Source organism: Chryseobacterium sp. SIMBA_038 (assembly GCF_046535115.1).
Classification (GTDB): Bacteria; Bacteroidota; Bacteroidia; order Flavobacteriales; family Weeksellaceae; genus Chryseobacterium.
In genome coordinates, this window is the sequence record NZ_JAWRXH010000006.1 from 114,282 (window position 1) to 132,171 (window position 17,890).

At 34.3% G+C, this 17,890-nt stretch carries 21 protein-coding genes; 11 read left to right on the forward strand and 10 right to left on the reverse strand.

Features of this window, described 5'->3' with window-relative positions; all coding sequences use genetic code 11:
• Nucleotides 1-36 precede the first annotated feature (36 nt).
• The 5 genes from SB689_RS16795 to SB689_RS16815 all read right to left on the reverse strand — a co-directional run bounded on the left by SB689_RS16795 (nt 37) and on the right by SB689_RS16815 (nt 3,665).
• A complete protein-coding gene (locus SB689_RS16795) occupies nt 37-546 on the reverse strand; it encodes a PPC domain-containing DNA-binding protein (protein ID WP_410693264.1) in 510 nt (169 codons plus the stop codon).
• Nucleotides 547-611: 65 nt separating this feature from the next.
• Complete coding sequence (locus SB689_RS16800) at nt 612-1,595, reverse strand: aldo/keto reductase (RefSeq protein WP_410693265.1); 984 nt, start codon at nt 1,593-1,595, stop codon at nt 612-614.
• A gap of 226 nt (nt 1,596-1,821) precedes the next feature.
• Nucleotides 1,822-2,493 (reverse strand): type 1 glutamine amidotransferase domain-containing protein, encoded by a 672-nt coding sequence (locus SB689_RS16805; protein ID WP_410693266.1) that lies wholly within the window; start codon nt 2,491-2,493, stop codon nt 1,822-1,824.
• A 270-nt stretch (nt 2,494-2,763) separates the two neighbouring features.
• Entirely contained in the window at nt 2,764-3,051 is a 288-nt protein-coding gene (locus tag SB689_RS16810) for a putative quinol monooxygenase (protein WP_410693267.1), read from the reverse strand.
• Nucleotides 3,051-3,665, reverse strand: a complete 615-nt coding sequence (locus SB689_RS16815; protein WP_410693268.1) for an NAD(P)H-dependent oxidoreductase — start codon at nt 3,663-3,665, stop codon at nt 3,051-3,053. The genes SB689_RS16810 and SB689_RS16815 overlap by 1 nt, the downstream gene beginning before the upstream one ends.
• Nucleotides 3,666-4,015: 350 nt before the next feature.
• Between SB689_RS16815 and SB689_RS16820 the strand changes: the two genes are divergently transcribed.
• Nucleotides 4,016-4,756, forward strand: coding sequence for a metallophosphoesterase family protein (locus SB689_RS16820; RefSeq protein WP_410693269.1), 741 nt, complete (start codon nt 4,016-4,018; stop codon nt 4,754-4,756).
• A 137-nt stretch (nt 4,757-4,893) separates the two neighbouring features.
• On the forward strand, nt 4,894-5,811 hold the full coding sequence (locus SB689_RS16825; protein WP_410693270.1) for a LysR family transcriptional regulator: 918 nt from the start codon (nt 4,894-4,896) through the stop codon (nt 5,809-5,811).
• A gap of 131 nt (nt 5,812-5,942) precedes the next feature.
• Here SB689_RS16825 and SB689_RS16830 read toward each other — a convergent pair whose 3' ends face one another.
• Nucleotides 5,943-7,538: a T9SS type A sorting domain-containing protein gene (locus SB689_RS16830; RefSeq protein ID WP_410693271.1), complete on the reverse strand. Its 1,596-nt coding sequence runs from the start codon at nt 7,536-7,538 to the stop codon at nt 5,943-5,945.
• 189 nt (nt 7,539-7,727) lie between these two features.
• On the opposite strand from SB689_RS16830, the gene SB689_RS16835 reads away from it, so the two are divergent.
• From SB689_RS16835 to SB689_RS16850, 4 genes are all read left to right on the forward strand, one after another.
• The gene (locus SB689_RS16835; RefSeq protein ID WP_410693272.1) at nt 7,728-8,603 is read left to right on the forward strand and encodes an aldo/keto reductase; all 876 of its coding nucleotides are present in this window, start codon (nt 7,728-7,730) and stop codon (nt 8,601-8,603) included.
• Nucleotides 8,604-8,680: 77 nt separating this feature from the next.
• Complete coding sequence (locus tag SB689_RS16840) at nt 8,681-9,382, forward strand: DNA alkylation repair protein (protein ID WP_410693273.1); 702 nt, start codon at nt 8,681-8,683, stop codon at nt 9,380-9,382.
• Between the two features lie 96 nt (nt 9,383-9,478).
• Complete coding sequence (locus SB689_RS16845) at nt 9,479-9,799, forward strand: RebB family R body protein (protein ID WP_410693274.1); 321 nt, start codon at nt 9,479-9,481, stop codon at nt 9,797-9,799.
• 91 nt (nt 9,800-9,890) lie between these two features.
• A complete protein-coding gene (locus SB689_RS16850; RefSeq protein WP_410693275.1) occupies nt 9,891-10,340 on the forward strand; it encodes a lipocalin family protein in 450 nt (149 codons plus the stop codon).
• Nucleotides 10,341-10,393: 53 nt separating this feature from the next.
• On the opposite strand, the gene SB689_RS16855 is transcribed toward SB689_RS16850, so the two are convergent.
• Genes SB689_RS16855 through SB689_RS16870 form a run of 4 tightly spaced genes read right to left on the reverse strand, consistent with a single transcriptional unit; the run spans nt 10,394 to nt 13,651 of the window.
• Nucleotides 10,394-11,731, reverse strand: a complete 1,338-nt coding sequence (locus SB689_RS16855) for a UDP-N-acetylmuramate--L-alanine ligase (RefSeq protein ID WP_410693276.1) — start codon at nt 11,729-11,731, stop codon at nt 10,394-10,396.
• 5 nt (nt 11,732-11,736) lie between these two features.
• On the reverse strand, nt 11,737-12,174 hold the full coding sequence (locus SB689_RS16860; RefSeq protein ID WP_410693277.1) for a hypothetical protein: 438 nt from the start codon (nt 12,172-12,174) through the stop codon (nt 11,737-11,739).
• 13 nt (nt 12,175-12,187) lie between these two features.
• On the reverse strand, nt 12,188-12,994 hold the full coding sequence (locus SB689_RS16865) for a lysophospholipid acyltransferase family protein (RefSeq protein ID WP_410693278.1): 807 nt from the start codon (nt 12,992-12,994) through the stop codon (nt 12,188-12,190).
• 27 nt (nt 12,995-13,021) lie between these two features.
• Nucleotides 13,022-13,651: an NUDIX hydrolase gene (locus SB689_RS16870; protein ID WP_410693279.1), complete on the reverse strand. Its 630-nt coding sequence runs from the start codon at nt 13,649-13,651 to the stop codon at nt 13,022-13,024.
• 286 nt (nt 13,652-13,937) lie between these two features.
• On the opposite strand from SB689_RS16870, the gene SB689_RS16875 reads away from it, so the two are divergent.
• The 5 genes from SB689_RS16875 (at nt 13,938) to SB689_RS16895 (ending at nt 17,886) form a co-directional block, all read left to right on the forward strand.
• Nucleotides 13,938-14,756, forward strand: coding sequence for a hypothetical protein (locus tag SB689_RS16875; RefSeq protein WP_410693280.1), 819 nt, complete (start codon nt 13,938-13,940; stop codon nt 14,754-14,756).
• Between the two features lie 171 nt (nt 14,757-14,927).
• Nucleotides 14,928-15,326, forward strand: coding sequence for a hypothetical protein (locus tag SB689_RS16880; RefSeq protein WP_410693281.1), 399 nt, complete (start codon nt 14,928-14,930; stop codon nt 15,324-15,326).
• A 10-nt stretch (nt 15,327-15,336) separates the two neighbouring features.
• Complete coding sequence (gene csgH / locus SB689_RS16885) at nt 15,337-16,065, forward strand: curli-like amyloid fiber formation chaperone CsgH (RefSeq protein ID WP_410693282.1); 729 nt, start codon at nt 15,337-15,339, stop codon at nt 16,063-16,065.
• Nucleotides 16,066-16,076: 11 nt separating this feature from the next.
• Nucleotides 16,077-16,487 (forward strand): curli production assembly/transport component CsgF, encoded by a 411-nt coding sequence (locus SB689_RS16890; protein ID WP_410693283.1) that lies wholly within the window; start codon nt 16,077-16,079, stop codon nt 16,485-16,487.
• 34 nt (nt 16,488-16,521) lie between these two features.
• Complete coding sequence (locus tag SB689_RS16895; RefSeq protein ID WP_410693284.1) at nt 16,522-17,886, forward strand: CsgG/HfaB family protein; 1,365 nt, start codon at nt 16,522-16,524, stop codon at nt 17,884-17,886.
• Nucleotides 17,887-17,890: the final 4 nt, after the last annotated feature.

Sequence of the window (17,890 nt, forward strand, 5' to 3'; positions counted from 1 at the left end):
GTTGAGAAGCGCTTTTTCCTTATTATGTAATTAAATTTATTGCTTACAATTCAGTTGCAGAACGTTTGCATTCAAAGGTTGTTCTATTTTTCGTTCTAATTTTTGGTCATTCAAGGTCACGTAAATTTCCATTGAACCTGTTCCAACATGAAGAGACAAAATATGTCCTCCAAAAGCATTGAATTTGTCATCAGTCGCAACTCCATGAACGTGGATTGACGGACCTTTTTCGTTCCATGCGATAGAGCCTGTGAGACTTCCCATTTCCACTTTGTTGAATGTTTTCGGATTAAATTTTTTAGCATTAAAATCATAAAATCCAAAAGTTACATCCGATGCAAAACCAATTCCTGTAAAACTTGCAGACGGAATATTTTCTGTTTTTGCCAGATTTTCAATGTTGGCAATTACGTCATCACCTTGTCGAAGTACCATCAGATAGCCTGTTGGTGTTTTTATATAACGACAATTTTCTTTTTGTTGTGCGGATAAATTATTCATAACTAAAACTGTAAATAATAAGATAGTAGTTTTTAATACGTTCATAATCAATAATATTTAAATTTTATAATGAAATTTTTACACCAAATCTTTAATAAATCAGTTTTAGATTAAATTTCTTTCAATTCAGCATTAATAAAATCCAATTCTTCCTGCGAAAGATCGAAAGACATTGCTTTTGCATTTTCAATGGCTTGTTGAGCGTTTCTTGCTCCTGCCAAAACCACTGTTATTGAGGGTTGTAAAGTCGTCCAACGCAAAACTAATTGTGAAAGAGTCGCTCCTTTTTCCTGAGCAATTGGTTCAATTTTCTCTAAGAATGTTTTTACTTTATTAAGATCAAACTGAGAAAAATATTCGTTTCTGTGGTCGTTGTCTTTTAATTTGTCTTCTTTGAAATATTTTCCTGTCAAAAGACCTCTTTCCATCGGACTGTACACGATAATTCCTGAATTGTTTTCCAAAGAATAGGGAACCAAATCGTTTTCAATCGCGCGGTTCAACATGCTGTATGAAACCTGATTACTTGCTAAATTCAAGGTTCTGTTAGCCTCCTGCATTTGCTCAACACTATAATTGCTTACTCCGGCTGAAAGAATTTTTCCCTGTTGAATCAGTAATTCCATAGCTTCCATGGTTTCACAGATACAAGTCGTGCTGTCCGGCCAGTGAAGTTGCAGAAGATCGATGTAATCTGTTCCGAGTCTTTTCAAACTTTCGTCAACTTCTTTGATAATATTCTCTTTTGAAGCTAATTTGTAAACCGGAAGCGTTTTTCCGTCATCGTTTGCATCGAAGAAAAATTCTCCTTTTCCATTGTTGCTTCCGTCCCAAACCAAACCGAATTTCGTCAATAACTGAATCTTTGAACGGTCTTTTCCTTTGATGGCTTCTCCGATCATTTCTTCACTCAGCCCAAAACCATAGAAAGGGGCGGTGTCAATAGAAGTTACGCCATGATCCAAAGAAGCATGAATAGAATCTATAGAGTCTTTTTTCTCATTTCCACCCCACATATTTCCACCGATCGCGAAGGCTCCGTGCGTAATGACGGATAATTCGAGATCTGTGTTTCCTAATTTTCTATATTCCATTTTTTTTATCTTGATTTCTAATTTGATTTAACCACAAAAGGCACAAAAGTTTTGATACCCAATATATTTTGGATAATAATTTTCCATTTAGTTTGTCATTCCGGAGGAATCTAAACTTTCAGATAAACAGAATTTATTACGTTGTCTAGATTCCTCCGGAATGACAAATAGAATGTTGATATCGGTTGAAATTATTTACAACTTTTGTGGTTAAAATATTTAACAATTATTTATTTAATTCCTTTAAAATAGCCTCACCCACACTTTTTGCAGATTGAGGATTCTGTCCTGTGATCACTCTTTGATCCGTCACTACATGATTCTGCCAAAGTCCTGATTTTTCAAATTTCGCTCCTCTTTCTTTTAATTTATCTTCTAATAGGAAAGGAACGACATTCGTTAATTTCACTTCAGCTTCTTCTTCATTGGTAAAAGCGTTGATTTTTTTACCGTCAACTAAATATTTTCCATCGTTTAATTTAATATTAACCAAACCAGATGGTCCGTGACAAACTGCAGCTACAATTCCTCCGTTTTCATAAATTTTTGAAGCGATAGTTGCTAATTCTGTATTGTCTGCAAAATCCCACATGGCTCCGTGACCTCCAGCGTAAAAGATGGTTGAATAATCAGCCGGATTTACTTGTGATGGAGTCAAAGAATTGTCAATTTTACTTTTGTCTTTACTTTCCCAAAACTCTTTGTTTACGGGATCTTTTAAATCAAATCCATCAACTGGAGGAGTTCCACCTTTTGGACTTACAAAATCTATTTCGTAACCTGCTTTGTGCAAAACTTCCCAAGGATGCGAAACTTCTCCAAGATAATATCCTGTACTTTCGCCTGTATCGCCTTTTTTGTCATGACTGGTAACGACAAATAAAATTTTCTTTTTCATATTTTTTGATTTTTTGGTTTGAGCTTGTAAGAATCCTATTGTGAATAGGGCAAGGACTAGAAATACTAATTTTTTCATGATTTATATTAATTGTATTGAGGTATTTTTTTTAACCGCAAAAGAATCAAAAGATTTCAATATGTTATAAGACTTTCAAAAGTGAACAAAATTAAAAACATTACATTTTGTTCGTTTTCATATTTCTTTTTTTTCAATCAATTCTTTGTCTCTTTTGTGGTTAAAAAAACTATACTCGTTTATATTAAATTTTTAAATAATGTTAGTTAAATAAATCTGAGGTTTTTCCTGCAATTTTTCATCTACCAAAGCTCCAAAAGCCTGAATATACGGTTGTTGATTATGTTGAGTTAAACCTTCCTGATTTTTCCAAATTTCATAGAAAACAAATTGGTTTTTATCTTCAATTCCCTGATGTAATGTGTACAATTCGTTAGCTTCTTCTTTTCTGGTTTCTGAAACCATATTTTGAAGAACTTCCAAAACTTCTGTTCTGTGTTCTTCTTTGGCTTTAATTACTGCGGTAAGATAAATTTTCATTAGGCTAATTGTGGTTTTAATTCTTGTTCAAAAATGTTGGTAAGATGTTCTTTGTAGACTTTCATATCACGTTCTATATTTGCATTTTTTTCTACATCGTGGAAGTGAAAACTTTCCATTTTTTCTAAAGAAACAAAGGCATTCATTCTATGGAAACCAAATAATGGTCCATTATCTACACTTGTTTCATTGAAAAATTCTCCAGGAAGCGTAAAAGCAGTTTCAGGTGCATTCCAGCTTGTGGTTACCATGTATTTTCTTCCGCCCAGCATTCCTCCGGTTCCGTAATTGATCTGTGGATTGTCAGAAGTTCTACCGTCACTCATATAAATTCCCTTGGCGTGACCTGCCGTGAAAACTTCATCAATATATTTTTTCAATCCATTAGGTAATTGGAACCACCAGATTGGAGTGTGATAAATAATAACATCCGCCCAAACGAATTTTTTAACTTCTTCATTTTTATCGTAACCTTCGTCTACCGTTGTGATTTTTACTTCTACATTTTCAAATTTTTGTAGAACTTCCAACGTGCTGTCTGCGATTGTTTTATTATATTTTCCTCCAGAATGTCCGAAGTTTTGTCCACCATTAATGATTAATACTTTTTTCATTGTTGTATGATTGTTTAAATTTTACTCTGCAAAGTTAGGTTGGGATTTTGTATAATAAAAATAGTATAAATTATAGTGAAGTATCAGAATTGTGATGGTTTGAGTTGGGAGTTAGCAGCTGGAAGATTGAAGTTATCCAGCACGAAAATTTCAATAACAGAATTAAATCGAATTTCCAAATAATTCAAAAAGTACTTTATCACTATCTTAACCGGAATGGCTTTCATCTCCCAACTTCTAACTTCCAACCTAATGAAACTTCCCATTTCATGTTCAAATATCATACTGATTTTAAACCTGTTTCTAAAATTTCTCACGTAATTTTGTTTGAATAATTTGAATGAAATAGGATGCAGATAGCAATTTTTAGCGATGTACATGGAAATCTTCCCGCGTTGGAAGTTGTATTAAATGATATTGGACAAAGAGGAATTCATCAGAAATTCTGTTTAGGAGATTTGGTTGATTTTGCACCATGGGGAAATGAAGTGATTGAAAAGATCAAGAACCTGAATATCCCTTGTTTGATGGGAAATCATGATGAAAGAATTGCTTTCGATATTCCCGTAATTCCTTTGATTAAGCATTCTGAAGAAGAAACTGCTGCACGATTTTTAGCGATTGATCATTCTAAAAAATACATTACAAAAGCTAATAAAAAGTATTTGTCGGAATTGCCATTTCATTTAAAATTAAATTATAAAATTGGAAAAAAACATTGGAACATTCAGTTGATGCATTCAAGTTTAGAAAGTAATGATACCTATTTGTATGAATCTGAAAATGATGAGGTTTTTACTAATTTATTAAATGATTCTCAGTCGGATATTATCATTATGGGACATACTCACTTGTCTTTTAAAAAATATTTTAATGGTAAATGGGCGATTAATAGTGGCTCCGTTGGTCGATCAAGAGAAGAAAACAGATTGGCTTCCTACGTAATTTTAACATTGGATGAAGATCATATTACTCCTGAAATTATTCAGTTGGAATATCCGCTTGAAAAAGTTGCTCAAAAAATCGAAGAGAGCGAAATTCCAAATTATTATGCTTCATTTTTAAGAAACGAAAAACTATCAGTATTCTGATTATTTTGTAACTTTGTATCATGAAAGTAATAAATGAATTGTAAATAATCAATTCGCTTTGCTTGTCAATTTTTTTAGCTAAAGAATTTCATAATTCACTTTGAAGCAAATTGACTATTCACTAAATCAATACAATTATGGTAAATTTAGAATGGTACAGAACTTTTAAAGCAATCTACAAAACCGGAACATTAACGGGAGCGGCAGAAGCTTTATTCATATCACAACCTGGAGTAAGTCTGCATTTAAGCTCCTTAGAAGCTTATGTTGGATATAAATTATTCGACAGAACCGGAAGAAAAATGCATCCCACAGAAAGAGGAAAAGTATTATTCAATGCAGTTTCCGATCCGTTGACAAAACTCGAGGATGTTGAGAAAAACTTCCAAAAATCTACCGAAAAAACAACTCCGACGATAAGTGTAGGCATGTGTTTTGAAACTTTTCAGACCACTTTGGAGCAGTATGTTTCTTCCTTACCTTTTAATTTAATCATCAGTTTTGGAGAATATCCCGAGATGCTGGATCAGTTGGATAAAGGAATTTTAGACCTTATTATTACGCCTAAAAAAGGAATTTCTCCTAATATTCAGCATGAAGCTTTTTCATCTGAACAGATTATTTTGGTGGGCGGAAAAGATGTAGATACAGAAAGTTTCAAAAAAGTATTAAAAACAAAAGATAAAGAACAGATTGAAAGTTGGTTAAGGGAAGAAAAATGGTACGGAACAACAGGAGATATGGAACATCTTTTCCAGTTTTGGACCTTGAATTTTGGACATAAACCGGATTTCAGAGCAAATTATATCGTTCCTAATTTAAATTCAATCATTCGTTGTTTAAAAGGCGGAAAAGGATTGGCTGTAATTCCCGATTTTTTATGTAAAAATGAAATTGAAAGCGGAGAGGTGAAATTGATCTGGGAAGGTGAAAAAAAATTAGAGAATACCTTGTATTTTGGATGCCGTAAAAAAACGAATTATCAATCAGAAATTGCTCATATTAAAGGATTATTCAGACAGGTAATGAGTAAAGATGAAGCTTTGGCTATTTGATTTTTAACATTAAACTAAAATTTTATAAACTCATTAAATTTTCATAAAATAGAAAATTAGAGGTTCGATTAATAATTAACAGAAAAAACCTGCACAAGGCAGGTTTTTATCAGTTATAGATGAAATATAAATTATTCCTTAATGAATTTTTTGCTTGTATTTTCCTTACCTCCAATTAGGTTTAAAAAGTAAATACCCTTTTCAAAATTTGCGGTATTTATTTTTGTAATTAGCCCTTCTAATTTTTGAGTATGGATGATTTTTCCTAATATATCAGTAATGGTAACTTCCATAGAAGGTGTGAAATAATCAAGCTTTAAAGTAATATTATCTTTTGCCGGATTGGGAAACACATTAACTGTTGTAGCATCTTTCACAACCTCATTAGTAGCCAGATTATCTTGTACAAGTTTTACGACCCAAATATCATAATCTCCATGATTTCCACTTACATCTCCATTGGTTGAATTTGAGCTTCCAGCAATGACGTAACCGCCATCTGTAGTTTGAATAACAGAGGTAGCCTCATCACTTCCTGATCCTCCTAAGCACTTTTGCCATACAATATTTCCTGTGGTGCTTAGCTTTACAGCCCAATAATCATAAGAAAGAGGTGATTCTCCAGGACCTGTACTTGAAGGAGCATGATATCCTGTTACCTGACCATCATTTGAAGTGGTGCTTCCTACAGCCAAATACCCACCATCAGCGGTTTGAATGATAGAAGAAGCGTCATCTACCTTAGTTCCTCCTAAAGCTTTCTGCCATTGAAGATCTCCTGTAGAATTTAATTTTACGATCCAGGAATCGTCGCTTCCATGATTTCCTGTTACATCTCCATCATTAGAAGAAGCGGAACCAGCTACAATATAGCCACCGTCTGAAGTCTGTACAATAGATCTCGGTAACTCTTGATAAGTTCCTCCAAAAGATTTTTTCCAATAAATAACCCCTCCATCAGTATTTAATTTTAGGATCCAGTAATCTTTACTACCATGATTTCCTGTTACATCACCATTGTTGTTTTCAGCATATCCGGCAACTGCATATCCACCATCGCTGGTTTGAACAATACAAGTAGCCCTGTCATCTCCCGTTCCTCCTAAAGATTTTTTCCATTGAACATTTCCATCAGAATTTATTTTTACGATCCAATAATCTACATAACCGTTATTTCCCGGTACATCGCCATTGTTTGAAGAAGAATTTCCTGCAAATATATAGCCACCATCTGTCGTAGGGATCATTTGATTGATAACATCATAATTTGTTCCTCCGAAAGATTTTTGCCAGTAAATAATTCCGGCATCAGAATTTAATTTTAGAACCCAGCCATCTGTAAGTCCATGATTTCCTGTTACATTTCCATTGTTTGAATCAGAGGTTCCTGCAACCACATATCCGCCATCAGCAGTTTGAACGATAGAACTCCCATAGTCAGTTCCTGTTCCTCCTAAAGATTTTTGCCATTGAAGATTTCCTGTTGAATTTAATTTTGCAAGCCAGTAATCCTGACTTCCGTGATTTCCTGTTACATTCCCATTGTTTGAATTAGATGCTCCGCTAATCATATAGCCTCCATCGGCAGTTTGAATGATAGTGTGTGCTCTATCGGAGTTTGTTCCTCCTAAAGATTTTTGCCATTCTATAGCTGGTGCCTGTGCAGTAATAGCATTTGAAAAAAGGATACCTATAAAAGGTACCATTTTCTTGTAATTGATTTTCATGGTTTTATTTATTGAATTTAGAGGCGCAAAGATATAATTTATAAATGAAATAAGATTTTTTATTGTTAATGGAAAATACATACCGAGGTTATAAAAATTAAAATCTAAAGTAAAATTGGTAAGCAGAAATTCCAAAATTTTATCGGAAATTTGTTAGACATCATATTAGTAAAATTAAAATAAAGATTTATGAGTCAAAAAACATATACAGGACAGCCTGTAATTACATTAAATAACGGAAATGATATTCCGGCTTTAGGCTTTGGTGTCTGGCAGATTGATGACCAAAAAGTGTGTGAAGATACAGTGATTAAAGCTATCCAAACGGGATACAGAATGATCGACACGGCTTCTATTTATCAAAATGAAATCGGAGTTGGAAATGCCATAAAAAACAGTGGAGTAGACAGAGAGGATTTATTTATCACTTCAAAACTTTGGGTTCAGGATACTACTTATGACAAAGCGAAAAGTGCTTTCCAGAGAACATTAGACAGATTGCAGCTGGATTATTTGGATATGTATCTTATTCACTGGCCTTATTCGGATTTTGTAGGAGCTTGGAAAGCGTTGGAAGAGCTGTATCATGAAGGAAAAATAAAAGCAATCGGTGTTTGTAACTTCACGGTTGAGAAACTGGAAGAATTAAAAGCTAATTCAAGTATTCTTCCTGTGGTTAACCAGATTGAATTACACCCAATTTTCCAACAAAAAGAATTGCAGGTTTATAACAGAGAAAATAATATCGTTACCCAACCTTGGAGTCCACTTGGAAACGGAAATGCAGAACTTTTAAACAACGAATCTTTAAAAGCCATTGCTGAAAAACATAATAAAACGGTTGCTCAGGTTATCTTAAGATGGCATTTGCAGGAAGGTTTCTGTGCGATTCCAAAGTCTGTGACGCCGTCTAGAATTGAAGAAAATTTCAATGTTTTCGATTTTGAATTATCGGAAAGCGAAATGAATATTGTTCGTTCTCTAGATACCAACAAAAGAATATTCTTTGATCCAAAAGATCCGGAATGGGAGCAGAAAATGCTGAATTCTGTTGCGGATATTTAATATTTCATTCTCGCAGATTTTATAAATTTTTAATATAATTATCTATTCAATCTGCGAGATATTTTAAAAACGAATCCATGACTGCAGAACAATTCATATCAAAACTTTCAACATTCAAAGATGAGAAAGAGATTGACAAAGTTGAAAAATTCTTCAAAGGAAATGATGGAGTTACAAAGCATTTTGGTGTAAAATTCGGTGATGTTTTCAATACGGCGAAGGAGTTTTCCGGGATGTCTTTATTGGAAATAAATCATTTATTGGATAGCGATTTCTATGAAGTGAGAATGGGAGCGGTGAGTATCATGGATTTTCAGGCTGGAAATAAAAAAACATCTGCCGAAAAGAAAAAACAGCTTTTTGATTTATACGTTCATCGTCACGATCGCCTTAATAATTGGGATTTTGTAGACAGAGCCGCAAGAAATATTGTTGGTGAATATCTGATAGATAAACCAAGAGATATTTTATATGATTTAGCGAAATCCGATGATCCTTGGGAAAGAAGAACGGCAATTGTGGCAACTCATGCTTTTATCAGGAAAAATGATTTGGATGACACTTTTAAAATCGCTGAAATTCTTGTTCATGATTCAAATGAATTGATTAATAAAGCGGTCGGAAGCTGGATAAGAGAAGCCGGAAAAAAGGACAAGAAAAGATTGTTGGATTTTCTGGAAAAACATGTAAAAACAATGCCTTCATCTACATTTTCATATGCAATTGAAAAACTCGATCCGGAAACAAAAAAATATTATAAAGAACTGAGGAAGCAATAGTTATTGCTTCTTTTTTTTGATTTTTAGTTGAAATTATTTTTAAATTTTGTAAAATTTGATCTAACTTTACTTTAAACAAAAACTAAAACCAAAGCCATGTCAAAAAAAGAAAAAAAACCAACTTCAAATGCGTTTCCAGCACCTGTTAATGATCAGATCGAAAATCATCTAGATGAAGCTCCGGCAATTGCATTGGGAAATGTTTATCAACAGGCTGCACATTCTACAGGAATTATGTTTGAAAATGCAGTGAATAATCAGAACCAACAAAATATTCTTGGTCAAGCTGCAACAACACAAGGAATTATGCAGATTTACAGCTTAGATACGGCTGCAGATGCTGTTTCTGTTGAAAAAATGTTGAATGAAAATGAAGTAGATCACTATCATGTTCGTGTTCAGAAAAATAAAAAATAATATTGAAAATTGAGGAATCTCATTATAGCGGTATAAAAAGTTTAATTAAAATTGTTTTAATTTTGTAGACTTAAAACATGTAATGTTAATTATGAAAAAATTTATTCTGCCATTAATACTATTTTCCTTTTTTGGTTGTAACAGTAACGATGAAGATCAGAATATCAGCAGTAAAGCTTCAATTATCGGAAAGTGGTATATTGAAAAATCTGAGATATACCGATCTTTAAATCAGCAGATCCAGACTTCTTTCTCAACGGATTGCCAGAAAACCAGCACGCATGAATTTACTTCTTCCCACGTTATTTCGATTTCTTTTGCCCAAAACAATAATACCTGCGAAAAAACAGATGCTGTAGCAAGGAAATATACGTTCGATAAAGGAAATGGTAAATTCTGGTTTGAAGGTGAGGAAAATTATCCGTATTTCGTGATTCAGCTTACTTTAACTGATATGGTTATTGAAGACAGAACTCAGGATTTTGACGGGGATGGTATCAAGGACGTATTAAGACGTTTTTATAAGAGAATTAATAATTAATTAAAATAAAAACTCCTTTCATACCGAAAGGAGTTTTGTTATTTGGAAAAGTATTATTTAGTTAAATCTAAGCCTCCAAAATTCCCCGAACTCATCATCAGGAAAACACCGTTAGTTTTATCCAACGTTTCCCAATAGGCGTGAAGTTCTTCAGCATTGGTAAATACTTTTAGATTTTCGTTTTTAAATTTTTCTTTGATCAAATCAGGTGAAATCGGATCCATTCTTTTGATCTTTAAAGCATCTTCAGAATAGAAAACGATCGCTTCTTCCAATCCGTCCATTGCGTGATCATATTGTTCTAAAAATATAGGATTTAAACTTGAATAGGTATGAAGTTCAAGAAAACCGTATTTTTTTTCATTTTTAAATTGCTCACAGAAAGCTTTTACAGCGGCTTTTACCTTGCTTGGTGCATGTGCAAAATCTTTGTAAAGCGTTCCTTTGTCTTCTCTTTCTACTTTTTCAAGACGTTTTGAAGCGCCTTTGAAACTCATAATCGCATCATAGAAATCTTCATCCATAATTCCCAACGTGTGGCAAATATGTCTTGCACCTTCAAGGTTCAACAAGTTATGCGCTCCAAAAACAGAAAGCGGAATATCTCCCATTTCGGTTTTTAAATAAACCTGTCCGTTATTGATCTCGTATTCAGGAGTTTTATAAGGTATTTTTCTGAAATAATTTTCAGCTGCTTCCACAACTTTTACGACCTCAGCATCTTCTTCGTTATAGACCAAAACACCGCCCGGAATAATGCTTGCAACGAATCTTCTGAACTGTTCTATATAATCATCAAACGTTTTGAAAACATTGATATGATCCCAAGCAATTCCGCTCATTAAAGCGATATTGGGTTGATACAGTAAGAATTTTGAACGTAAATCGATAGGAGAGGAAAGGTATTCATCACCTTCCAACACCATAAAATCGTTATCCTGAGTCAGTTTTACCATACAGTCAAAACCTTCTAACTGAGCACCCACCATGTAATCAACATCTTTCTGATGAAAATTTAAAACATGAAGAATCATTGATGTAATTGTGGTTTTCCCGTGAGAACCTGCAATAACAACTCTGGTTTTGGTTTTAGACTGTTCGTAAAGAAATTCCGGATACGAGTATATTTTTAAACCCAGTTCTTTTGCTTTTGCTAATTCGGGATTGTCCTGATGAGCATGCATTCCGAGAATTACGGCATCAATATCAGAAGTTATTTTTTCCGGAAACCATCCCAATTCCTGAGGAAGAATTCCTTTCTTCTCAAGTCTTGATTTTGAAGGTTCAAAAATAGCATCATCCGAACCTGTCACCTGATATCCTTTGTCTTTTAGCGCAATAGCAAGATTATGCATGGCACTCCCGCCAATAGCAATGAAATGGGTATTCAACTTATTTACTGTTTTTTAACATTGTTATTAATGATCTCCTGGAAAGCATTTGTAATGTTGTTCCAGTTTGTTTTATAATTTGACATTACCAGACTTGCATCTGTTTTACTGCCTTCATTTGGACCTTTTTTAACATTAATAGAAGTAGATACATTGTCGTATATTTTTTTACGGTCTTCCTGTATTTTTCTAAAATTGTTTTGAGATAGAATGTTATCTAACTTTTTTAGATCCTCATTGGTGATTTTAAAATCCTGTTTAATCTTTTTTCCCTGTCCTTCAAAAGAGTAATGCGCATTGTTTTCTTTGATAAGAAGATTCTCATAAATCGGGGCAAAACCACCGCTTTTAGAATAACTTATGTCAAAATCCGAATATACTTTTTGGCTGTTACAAGAAACTAATACTATGATTGCGAATAAGATCCCTATTATTCTTTTCATATTTTAATCTACTTTAATTATCTGAATCCTTTTGTTCTAATTTTTTAGCTTTAAGTTCTTCATCATAATTGTGTAGGATATTGAAATCTTCTGTCTGCTCAATGGCAGTCATTATTTTCAACAAAATTTCCGGTGCTTTTTCGTTATCATAATCGATATCGAGAGGTGCTTTAAACTCCATGGTAGGTTTTACGCCTGTTACCTTTACACGGAGACCTTTTTTATCAAACGCTCTTCTGAACCCATTAATTTTAATAGGAATCACAATAGGGCGCTGATTTTTAACCAGTTTTGCCGTACCTCTTCTTCCTTGCGCAAAAGCCGATGTAGTACCTTGAGGGAAAGTAGCTACCCAGCCATTGTCTAAGGCTTTCATAATATTATCAACCTCTGTAAGATCTACCATTCTGTTGACATTCTGGCCTTCAGCTCTCCAGGTTCTTTTTACGGTTACGGCGCCTGCAATTTTAAAAATTTTTGGAAGAATACCTTTATTCATGGTTTCTTCGGCGGCAACGTAGTAAAAATCGATCTTTGGATTAAGCAGATAGATCGGGTTTTTTATACTGTCTAAATATCCATTATTTACAGCACAGAAAGCGTGATACATTGCTGCCACGTCTGCGAAATAAGTCTGATGGTTACACACGAAAAGTACATTGGAATCGGGAAGATCCACAAGGTGTTCCGTGCCTGTAATTTTTAATTTATTAAAGCCATTGAATCTTCTGTAAGAGACAATTCCTAAAATAAAAATGATTAACCTTTTTAAAAAATAAGGAGTTCCGAATGCATCGGTGAAAATATTTTTTTTTGCCATCTATCAATAAAACACAGTTGTGCAAAGTTACATTTTTTTCAACAATTGACTGAATTCACTTAATATCATTGCCGTAGCTCCCCAGATGATGTATCCGTTGAAATTAATGACCGGAACTTCGTGTCCGCCAGCGCTTGGTAAAGCCATTATTTCCGGCTTATCGGGAAGGTTTAGGAAAGACGTGATAGGAAATTCAATGGTTTCTACCACTTCGGTATGTTGTAGGATAAATTTTGGGTCTTTTTTGGTATAAGAAATATACGGATAAACATAAAAATTACTTGGCGGAATGTAGATCGGAGACATTTCCCGTATGATTCTTACATAATGCTTTTCAATCCCAATTTCTTCTGCAGTCTCGCGAACGGCGGTTTCTGCAAAATCTTTGTCCATTTCCTCACGTTTTCCACCTGGTAGAGAGATTTGTCCGCTATGTCTGTCTCTTTCGTTTTCAGTTCTTAATATTAATGGAAAATACCACTCATCGTCTTTAATGTACAAAACAATATTTACGGCAGCGAATTTTGGATTTTTAGCTAATACCTCGTCATACGTGAAAACGGGACGTGAAGGAGGTGAAAAAAGACCATGAGCATGTTCTCCCGGAAGTTCAACACTTTTAATTTTTCGTAATAAATCTTTTCCAAAATTTTCCATAGCTCAAATTTAGCAATATATACTGAAGAAAAGAAGAGGCAAAAATGTTAATTAATGATAAAAGGACGAAGAAATATGTAACGAATAGTTCATAATCAATAATAAATTCAAATGAAACAATCCCCGTATTTATACGTAATTACTTACAGTGATGGCCTATAAACTGTAAACGGTTACAAACACGACCGTAATTAGTGATTTTGAAAATTTGCCCTTTTATAGTGGTTCGCCCCATTGCTTTAGCGTCTACCTTTGTCAGACTATTAACCAATTAATTTTTATTAAGATGAAAAACTTTATAACAGGTATGTTTACACTAATGGCCATGGGTTTTACTTTTGCACAAGCAAATATTGATGTAACAACTCAAACTGGAAACTGGAACGTTGCTACCGTAGACCAAACTGGTCTGGTGAATGTCAATACTCTAAATCAGGATGGAAATCGAAATACTGCCGATATAGATCAGGTAGGAGCTTTCAATACCAACACCGCAGAAAGTATCGGAAACAGAAACTCAATAGACGTAGATCAATTGGGAATTGGAAACTCCAATGAAGTAAGCCAAACAGGAAATAGAAACTCTGCTACAACATGGCAGGTAGGTTTAATGAACACTACGGAACAGACTCAGGTAGGAAGAAGAAATGAAGCTTCTTCAATTCAGTTGGGTAGTGATAACTTTGCGTATCAACTTCAGAGTGGCAGAAGAAACGAAGCTTCTTCTATTCAGCTTGGGGATGATAACACAACTCTTCAGGTACAGTTAGGCAGAAGAAATGAAGCTACAGGAGTACAGGTTGGAGACGGAAATATTCTTATACAATACCAAGATGGAAATGATAACGTAGCAATGCATGGCCAAGTAGGTGATGATAACGTTGCGGTTTCTGTTCAGGAAGGTAACGATAACACTGCGATGGGATTACAATGGGGTTCTGATAACCAATTGTATCAACAACAGGACGGAGATAACAATACAGCTATCGATCTTCAAATGGGAGATAACAACTACGCTGCAATCAGCCAAAGTGGTGATTCTAACATCCATTTAGGAGCTCAGGTAGGAAACAACAATACAATCATGGTTAATCAATCAAATTAGGGAAAGTACATTACAAATCTCACTTAAGGAGGAGCTGCGGCTTCTCCTTTTTTTTGGTTAAAATTTTTTGATGATTTTAAACGTAACCATAAACCGTGATTTTTCAACTGTAACGGGTAGGTGTGTTTTATAGGGCGCTGTAATCCAGTAACTTTAATAAAAATTAATACCATGTTTAAATTAGGGCTGAGTGTATTCGCACTTCTCATTTTCTTGTCTGTGAAGTCACAGCAGGTAGATTGGGATCGGATCAACAGCAATACAGTTCTTAACGTTATTGCCGGACAGAATCCTGATCAGATGATGTCTTATTCCAATGTCATTCAGATTGGTGATGCGAATAATGCTGAACTTTCTCTTAATGCTAAAACCAATATTTCTGTAAAACAATTGGGAGATTATAACAGCCTTTACTTTAATAATTCATTTACTGATACTGAAACCAAAACAGCTATTACAACCCAGGGAAACAACAATATTATTGATGTTACGGGAAGCAACAGTATTTCGGACGGCCTTCAAATACAGGTGAAAGGAGACAATAAAACGATATTCATGAGAAACTATTAAAACCCCGATGATGAAAAATTTTTATTCTTTGATTTTGTGTTCTTTTATTTTCCTGTCTGTTTCGATAAGCGGACAGGAAGATAAAAAAATCAATGCAAAAATTGAGAGTAAAATAATGGAAGGGCAGATCAACCTAAAAGGTGTAGTTACCAACTCTACCGCAATCTATAAAGAACTCAATTATCTTTTGGTTTCCATTAAAAAAGGAAGTGGTGGAAATCTTTCAAACAATCAACAAAGCGGGAAATTTTCTATTAATCCTAATGAAACAAAAGTGTTGTCTGAGATTAATGTTAACCTTGAAAAAAAAGATGCGTTAAAAGTTTTTCTTTATGTAAAAGATGAAGAAACTCAAAAATTAATCGCCAAAGACAGTCTTGAGCTTAATAATGATTCATTTAAAAAGAAAGTCAGCAAAGTAGAAGAAGATGTTGTTTTTGAATTAAAAGGATTAACCATCGATGAAACCAAAAGCAAAGTAGGAAAAGATTTTTATGATTTTTTTTACCTTCAGTACAGTCAGCTTCCTGATAAAAGTAATTCTGCTATTACCATTTCTGAACTTCCCGGCCGTGGAACCAACGGACAGATCAATGTCGAAATTGATGATAAAGTAGTCTACAGTTTTATGACCAATCCAAGTGAAGATTATCTTAAAGAACAATTAACTAACAGTTTAAAATACATAAAAGAATTTAATGCAAAGAAAAACCTTATAAAAAATGAATTTATATACTAAAAACGTCCGCCATGAAAACTTTAATACTCATTTTGATCTTTTTTGCAGGGATTTTCCTCGGGAAGTCTCAGCAACTCGTCTACAAGCCGGTAAATCCTGCATTTGGGGGAGATACATTTAATTATCAATGGCTTTTAAGTTCAGCAAATGCCCAAAATCAATTTGATCAAAAAAATGATTACAGTGATCTGCTGGGAAATTTGAATTCTGTTGACGGTTTCAGTCAAAGTCTTAACCGACAGGTTTTGAGTGAGCTGTCCAGAAAATTGTTTGAAGATCAGTTCGGAGAGGGAAGTATACAACCCGGAAATTACCTTTTTGGGTCTATGTACTTACAGGTTACGACTACCGCTCAAGGACTTTTAATAAATATTTTGGATACCAGCACTGGCGATCAGTCCGAGATCGTAATTCCAAAATAGAATAAAAAAAAGTAACTAAAAAACCAAACTTACCATGAGAGCTTACACTTACACCAGAATTTTTTTCTGTGCCGTCATGTTGTGTGTCATACAGGCGTGCAGCTCGTTATTCGGATTGCCGTCCAATCCCGAAAAATCTACGATGGGAGAGAACACGTCTTACACCGCAGAATTGAAAAATTTACCCTTACCTAAAGAAAAAGTTGTTATTGGTGTTTATAAATTCAGGGATCAGACAGGGCAATACAAACCTTCTGAAAACGGAAATAACTGGAGCACCGCTGTTCCACAGGGTACCACAACCATTTTGATCAAAGCTTTGGAAGACAGCAAATGGTTTATCCCGATCGAAAGGGAAAATATTGCCAATCTTTTGAACGAAAGACAGATCATCAGATCCACAAGACAGGAATATTTAAAAGATGCCGAAAAAAACAGCCAGGCCTTACCACCACTTTTATACGCCGGAATTCTTCTGGAAGGTGGTGTGATTTCCTATGACAGTAATATTATGACAGGAGGATTGGGCGCCAGATATTTTGGAATTGGGGCTTCAACTCAATATCGACAAGATAGAATTACAATTTATCTTCGGGCTGTTTCTACGTTGAATGGCGAAATTTTAAAAACAGTTTACACCTCAAAAACAATTCTTTCAACAAGTGTCAACGGAAGTTTTTTCAGATATATTGATACTGAAAGATTATTAGAAGCTGAGGTTGGAATGACTCAAAACGAACCCGTTCAGCTTGCCGTATCCGAAGCCATCGAAAAATCTGTGAAATCATTGATTGTTGAAGGTATCAGAGATAAAATCTGGGGAAAAGCTGTAGATAATACAGTAGATTATCAGGCTTTGATCGATAATTATAACAGAGAACAGGAGCAAAACCAAAACAGAGCCATCGGAAATAAGTTTCCGGATAACCAAAGAGCGAAATTCTCGATTTTGGCTCAGGCTGAAGGACAAAAAATTAAAGATGATTACATCAATCCTAAAATGAATATTGGCGGAAAATTAGGCTTTAAATATTTTGTTAGTCCAAGTTTCAATGTTGAGGTTAACGGAAGTTATTTCACATTGGAAAATCAGAATATTGTTAAAAGAAATTATTTCGTTCCTGAAGTTAATCTCGAATTTTTAGTTTTCCCTAAATATAAATTCACGCCCTACATTTATGGCGGTCTTGGAGCTATGTATTCTGAGTTTAAACCTAACTATAAAGGCCAGGTAGGAGGCGGATTAGAATATCTGATTGATAAAAATGTTGCGGTAAGAGCTTCAGCACAATATGATTTAGGTTTTAAAGATAATTGGGAAGGTTTGGTGAATGGTAAAAGGAAAGATCAGTCGATGCGATTTGCGTTGGGAATCAACTTTTACATTGGTAACAAATAAAAAC